The 6,000-nt window shown below is 55.6% G+C and carries 4 protein-coding genes; all 4 read right to left on the bottom strand.

The genetic code is table 11. The features are described from left to right. A partial coding sequence (locus tag ACK5NW_RS12190) for a site-specific DNA-methyltransferase (RefSeq protein WP_416928390.1) occupies nucleotides 1-1,728 on the bottom strand: 1,728 nt, incomplete at its 3' end. Nucleotides 1,729-1,766: 38 nt separating this feature from the next. Beyond that, nucleotides 1,767-2,453: a DUF4391 domain-containing protein gene (locus tag ACK5NW_RS12185; protein ID WP_416928388.1), complete on the bottom strand. Its 687-nt coding sequence runs from the start codon at nucleotides 2,451-2,453 to the stop codon at nucleotides 1,767-1,769. A gap of 8 nt (nucleotides 2,454-2,461) precedes the next feature. Further along, nucleotides 2,462-5,752, bottom strand: a complete 3,291-nt coding sequence (locus ACK5NW_RS12180; protein ID WP_416928386.1) for a helicase-related protein — start codon at nucleotides 5,750-5,752, stop codon at nucleotides 2,462-2,464. Further along, nucleotides 5,752-5,955, bottom strand: a complete 204-nt coding sequence (mads1, locus tag ACK5NW_RS12175) for a methylation-associated defense system helix-turn-helix domain-containing protein MAD1 (RefSeq protein WP_031672511.1) — start codon at nucleotides 5,953-5,955, stop codon at nucleotides 5,752-5,754. The genes ACK5NW_RS12180 and mads1 overlap by 1 nt, the downstream gene beginning before the upstream one ends. Between the last annotated feature and the right edge of the window lie 45 nt (nucleotides 5,956-6,000).

The raw sequence follows: 6,000 nt of genomic DNA, 5'->3' as shown, positions 1-6,000 counted from the left end.
TTCCGCCGTGCGGTCAGGCTTGATATTGTCAACAAACAAGTCGAGATTGGCTTTGTCCAGCGCATCGGGGGCGTAGTAGACGTCAGCCATGTTCGATGTATCGACTTTAAGTAGGCGGAATCCTAAGTCGAGATCCGTATTTCTCGTAGGCAAGGTTTCTGAGAATTCTTCTCGAATTTTTTGTGCCACCCTCCGAATGCGATTTTTTCCAATCTCGGAAACTACTGAGTATCCAAGTTTTCTGGCCTCGGACTTCTCGTCACACTCCTCGGGCAATTGAACCATTATGAATCGGCGATTTGCCCCATCTTCTGCATTCAAAAGCATAAGTGCATGCGCCGCCGTGCACGAGCCAGCGAAGAAGTCGATCAATATATCGTCATTCTTGCAAACTGATTGAATTAGTCTCTTTGCCACCTGAACCGGTTTTGGTGTATCAAAAGGAATATTGAGGTCAGCAAGCAAGGCGTCGTCACTGCCACCGTAGTAAAGCAGCGAAGGGATGTTTTCAAATAAATTGTCTTTCAGTCGATATTTTCTTGTTGGCTGCGTCTTCTCGTCTGAGCCGAAAATAATCAACCCAGACTTCAGGAGTTCTTGCATTGTTGCAGGAGGGTTGCGCCACCCCCGCTCAGGAACAGGGCACTCCTTCCCTGTTACGGGATGAATTAGCGGGATGAAGTAATCTTCCGGTGCTTTTTTCTTATTCGGCCACGCCATCGAAACCGGACGGAAGACGTCGCCATTGTCATCGATTTGGTTATATGCCTTTTCGCCCCCAGTGAGATCTTGCTGGTTTACCCAGTCTTTGTATTCTCTCCTTGCTTTTTCAGTGACTCCGCCTTCCTTGCCAAGAATCTGCTTGGCTTTTGCAAGCATTTTTCCTGCGTTCTCTTTGGGACGCTGGAACTCGCAGGTCGCCTTGAAGAATTCTCGATCTTTGCAGTAAATACAAATTAGTTCATGCTGCTGCGCGACACCGGTGGCATCACCTTTTGGATTTCTTTTATCCCACACAATAGTTCCGAGATTATTCTTCTCGCCATATATTTCGGCCAGAAGCTTCTCCAAGTTGGGATATTCATTCTCATCAATATGAATTACGATGAGTCCATCATCTCGCAGCAAGTTGCGCGACAACTTTAGTCTCGAATACATCATGGACAGCCAGTCCGAGTGAAAGCGCCCGCTTGTTTCGGGGTTGGCTGTCAAGCGATTTCCTTTGCTATCCACTTGATTTGAGCGGAGAAAGAATTCAGAGACTTCGTCTGCAAAGTCGTCGGCGTAAACAAAATCGTTGCCCGTGTTGTACGGTGGGTCGATATAGACCATCTTGATTTTGCCAAGATAAGTTTCCTGAAGCAGCTTCAGTGCGTCGAGATTATCGCCCTCGATAAAGATATTTTTGGTAGTGTCGAAGTTGACGCTCTCTTCAATTTGTTCGCCTTTTGAATTCTTTGTCGTGCGTACTGGACGGAGCGTCTTTGCAATCGGTGCATTTGCCGTGAGCAGTGCCTCGCGCTTGCCTGGCCAATTAAGGTGGTAGCGCTCCTGCGGCCCCTCAACAATCGAATCGGCTAGCTCTTGGCGAAGCTGGTCAAAATCCACCGCCAGCTTCACGTTGCCGTCTTCACCCTTGGCTTCCGTCACGCAACCCGGAAACAGATCGCGAATGCGGGCGATGTTGTCTTGCGTGAGATTGGGCGAGTGCATTTTCAGTTTGTCCATGTTCGTTCCTCTGGTCGCTGCGCTTCCGATATCGGGGGTCAGCGGCTCAATTGTTCAAGTTCAGATTTCAGTTGCCGCAAGGTCGCGTTGATCTCGACCTTGCGGTTAAATTGCTTTTCCTTAGCCAGTCTCGCCTGGGTCTTCTCGACTTCGCGGCGCTTGCTTGCCGCCTGCTCGATACGCGCAATCCAGTCGGACAAGGCCTCCAGTGGACGTGCTGGCAACGGCATTAAGCCTTGCAGCAGAACGGAGTACAGGTGGGCCATGTCGAGGGCCAGCGGCATAGCCGTACGGGCAGTTGCCGCTGGCATCCAGTCGCTGGTGAAGTAGCTGGACAGCACCCAGCGACTGGCGTCGGCTTCGCTCGGGCGCTTGTAAGCCGCCGCTACCTGCGTTTTCGCCTGATCGCCCTGGCCTTGGTGTAGTTCAAACATGATCGGGAACTGCACCGCGCCATCAATGCAGCGGAGCACGTCTTCGTGCAGCTCGGTGGACTTGAGCTGGATGCTGAAAATCTGGATTTCCGGCACACCGGGCCGCGCAGGCAGGTTGATCGTCTCTGGGGCGAGCTTGTACTGCCAGATGATCTGCTCGACCTGCTCGACGAACAGTTCCTTCAGCCGGGTGTTGGCCCCGCTGTGCTCATAGATTTTGTTCTTGGGCAGAACGCGCCCGAAAGCAGCTTGCTTGGGGTAGGCGATCAGCGCTGTTTTTTGTGTGGTCACTCCTTGACTCATCTAGCCTCCTGAATCACGAGGAAGCTGATGAGTTCGAAGTCGTCCAGGCCGGAGATGGTGTCTGTCAGTGCTGTGGTCTTGCCACCGCTGAACAGGCTGTCCAAATCCTTTTCTTCCTTTACCTCGATCATCGAACGGATGGACTTGCCCAACAGATCGGAGTAGGGCTGCATCCGGCGGCCATCTGCCGTTTCCTGATTGAAACGCTGGCACACGTCGACGATGGGTTTGTCCTGGCCTTTGCAGCAGGTACGCACCAGATCCAGCAGGCGCTTCACCTCGGTGTGGTCATGAATGACCTCTCCCTCGCGGTTGATGTAGACGAGGTAGTACGGATGCAGGCGGTTGTGCTGGTTGAGGTTGATCCCGGCATTGCGATTGCGCAGCGTGAAGATCGCGCCCGGCCGTAGGCCCATCTCGGGTCTGGCGGGAACCACTGCGTGCATCCCGTTAGGCACATTGCTCAGTTCGCCATGGGCTTTGACGTAGTTGAGCAAATCCATGCGGAAGTCGTTGAGGCCCAGGTCGGTGATCGAGACGCCGGTCTTCAAATCCTCCAGCTCGATGACTTCATCCTGCAGGCGACGCAGTTGCTCCTTGCGGTACGACACGTCGTTGGCCTGTGCAGACAGCACGTTGTCGTCACCTGTGGCGGTCACGTCAGCGATCATCATTCGGCTCTCAACGCGCTCCTTGAGGTTGATGTACTCGTCGAGCGAAATGTCGGGCCAGTAATTGACTAGCTGGATGCTGCTGTTGGGCGAGCCAATGCGATCTACCCGGCCAAAGCGCTGGATGATGCGTACTGGGTTCCAGTGGATGTCGTAGTTGATCAGGTAGTCGCAGTCCTGCAGGTTCTGCCCTTCGGAGATGCAATCCGTGCCGATCAGCAGATCCACCTCGTGCGGCTCGTCCGGCAGTACCACCGCCTTCTCTTTAGAGCGAGGTGAGAACAGGGTGAGCAGCTCCTGGAAGTCATAGCTGCGCTTCTGGGTTTTGCTCTTGATGGTGGACTGCGGCGCTCCCTTGCCGGTGACCTTGGCCGTGTGGATGGCGAGCGTGGCCAGCAGCTCAGGCGCAAGGTTGGCGTACAGGTAATCTGCGGTGTCAGCAAAGGCTGTGAAGATCAGCACCTTCCTGTTGCCGGGGTTGATTGGGTTTGCAATCTTGCCGAGCAGTTGTGCTTTGAGGTGCTGCAACTTGGCGTCGTCCTGCGGCGTGATCTTGTTCATCGAAGCCAGCAAGGCATCGATGACCTGTAAGTCCACCTTCAGTTCGTGCTCCCAGGACGGCAAGTCCATGTCAGCGAGGCTGATCTTGATCTTGCTGCCAATCTCGCCGCCCTCGTCGCCGGGCATCGGCAGCTCATCGTCCTCTGCATCCAGCCCTTCCAGCACTTCCGTGAGATCGCCCACCGTGACCGCGCCGCCGGATTGATTGAACGCGGCGATCTTGGCGAGGGTGGCTTCGTTGTTGGCCCGCAGCGATTGCAGCGTTAGCCGGAACGACTGCACCGAACTTTCAAGCCGTTTGAGCAGGTTGACCGTCATCAGGGCCTGCAGGCTCTTTTCGCGGTCGGCTTGGCGCAGCGTGCCCTTGCCGCCTACCTTGGTGTCGTAGATCTCCTCGTACTTTTTCAGACGGCTGGGCAGGATGTAGCTGATGGGCGCATAAACGGCCAGCTTGAGCAGGGAGAGTTGCTCGAAAATTTCGTTGAAGCCCAACACGTCCGACCGCTCGGTCAACGGGCAGTGAAACGACAGCGGTTTGCGGCGCTCCGGAAATTGACCGATGTCCTTGGTGTCGTAGAAGGTCTGGATGTGCTTACGCGAGCGTGCGATGGTGACGCTGTCGAGCAGCTCGAAGAAGTCGAAGTCCAGTGAGTCGAGGATCGCACGCGCGGTACGTTCTTCCGGGGGGAGCTTCGACCACGCATTGAAGGCTGCTTGTGCGCCTCGGAAAATCTCCTCGACGCTTCTGTCCGTGCGCAGCTTTTTTGTGAGGTTTTCGGAGTCGCCTTCGTAGGCCAGGGCCAGTTGGTTGCGCAAGTCGGTAAAGCGGTTGTTGACTGGCGTGGCCGACAACATCAGCACCTTGGTCTTGACCCCTTCCTGGATCACCTTGCGCATCAGCTTCTGGTATCGGGTTTCCTTGTCCTTGTAGGCGTCGTTGTTGCGAAAGTTGTGCGACTCGTCGATGACGACGAGGTCGTAGTTGCCCCAGTTGATGCGGTTTAGCGGTGTACCGAACGACTCGCCGCTGGTGCGGGACAGATCCGTGTGGCAGAGAACGTCGTAGTTGAACCGGTCGCGGGCGAAGATGTTGGTCTTGAGGTTGCGGTTGTAGTTCAGCCAGTTGTCCGCCAGCTTCTTGGGGCAGAGCACCAACACCGACCGGTTTCGCAACTCGTAATACTTGATGACGGCCAGTGCGGTGAAGGTCTTGCCCAAGCCGACGCTGTCGGCAAGGATGCAACCGCTGTAGGTTTCCAGCTTGTTGATGATCCCGGTGGCAGCATCCTTCTGGTAGTTGAAGAGCTTGTTCCAGATCAGGGTGTCCTGGTAGCCCGTGCGGTCGTTGGGCAGGACGTCTTCGTCGATGTCGTCTAGAAACTCGTTGAAGATGTTGTAGAGCATCAGGAAGTAGATGCTCTCGGGTGAGTTCTCTTGGTAGACCGAGGCGATGTGCTCGCAAATCTGCGCTGTCACGTCCTCCAGCTTTTCGGGGTCGTTCCAGATCTGATCGAACAGGCTCAGGTACGTGGCGGCAAATGGTGCCTCGTCCATCTTGTTGACGAGGTTGGATACAGCATTGCCTTGCTGGTAACCGAGATCGACAGCCGTGAACCCGTGAAGGGGCATGTAAGCCGTGTCGGTGCCGCCAGCCTGCACGCAGGCGAACTGCTGCATCGGCGCTTTGGTGCGGTTGCTCTTGAATTTGGCCTTGCGCCGTATCCACTCGGCGCACTCCTTGGCCACCGCCCGCTGGGTGAGCTTGTTGCGCAGCTGGATTTCAAACTCGCTGCCGTAGAGGCTGCGCTCCCGGTCGAGCTTGGGGATGTGGAATTCCTTTCGCTCTTTGCGAATCTTGTCGGTGACCTCGTTGGCAACAAAGGTGGGCGAGGTGAAGATGAAGTCCAGCTCGTCAATCTTTTCCAGCTCGGCTTTCAGCGCCTCGAAGGCGTACATCGAAAAGCACGAGGCCGCAACCTTCAGGCGCGCGCCTGGCCGGAGGGTCTGCTTGAGATCGTCGCCAAGCAACCTGCTGATGTTGTCGATCAGTTCCATCAGTCGCTTGCCCCCGAATCTTTGTTGGTCAGATTGGCGGCAATCCACTCATCCAGGTCGCTGCGGCGGAAGCGCCACGTTCCGCCGAGCTTGAACGCGGGAAGCTTGCCTTCGGCCGCGAGGCGGTAGACGGTGCGCTTGCCAGCCTTCAAGTAGGCGGCCACCTCGTCTAGGGTCAGGATTTCACCTTCCGGGTCTGCCATCGTCTCGCCTTTGCCGATGATGAATAGGGATTGCCAAGAGTTGCC

The sequence above is a fragment of the Ottowia sp. genome (assembly GCF_047975795.1).
Taxonomy (GTDB): Bacteria; Pseudomonadota; Gammaproteobacteria; order Burkholderiales; family Burkholderiaceae_C; genus Ottowia.
The sequence above is the reverse complement of the archived record's forward strand: the minus strand, read 5'-3'. Positions and strand labels throughout refer to the sequence as shown.

Bases quoted from the DNA above. Each gene is read 5' to 3' on its own strand.
- ACK5NW_RS12180 (WP_416928386.1), bottom strand. From the start codon at position 5,752: ATGGAACTGATCGACAACATCAGCAGGTTGCTTGGCGACGATCTCAAG.
- mads1 (WP_031672511.1), bottom strand. From the start codon at position 5,955: ATGGCAGACCCGGAAGGTGAAATCCTGACCCTAGACGAGGTGGCCGCC.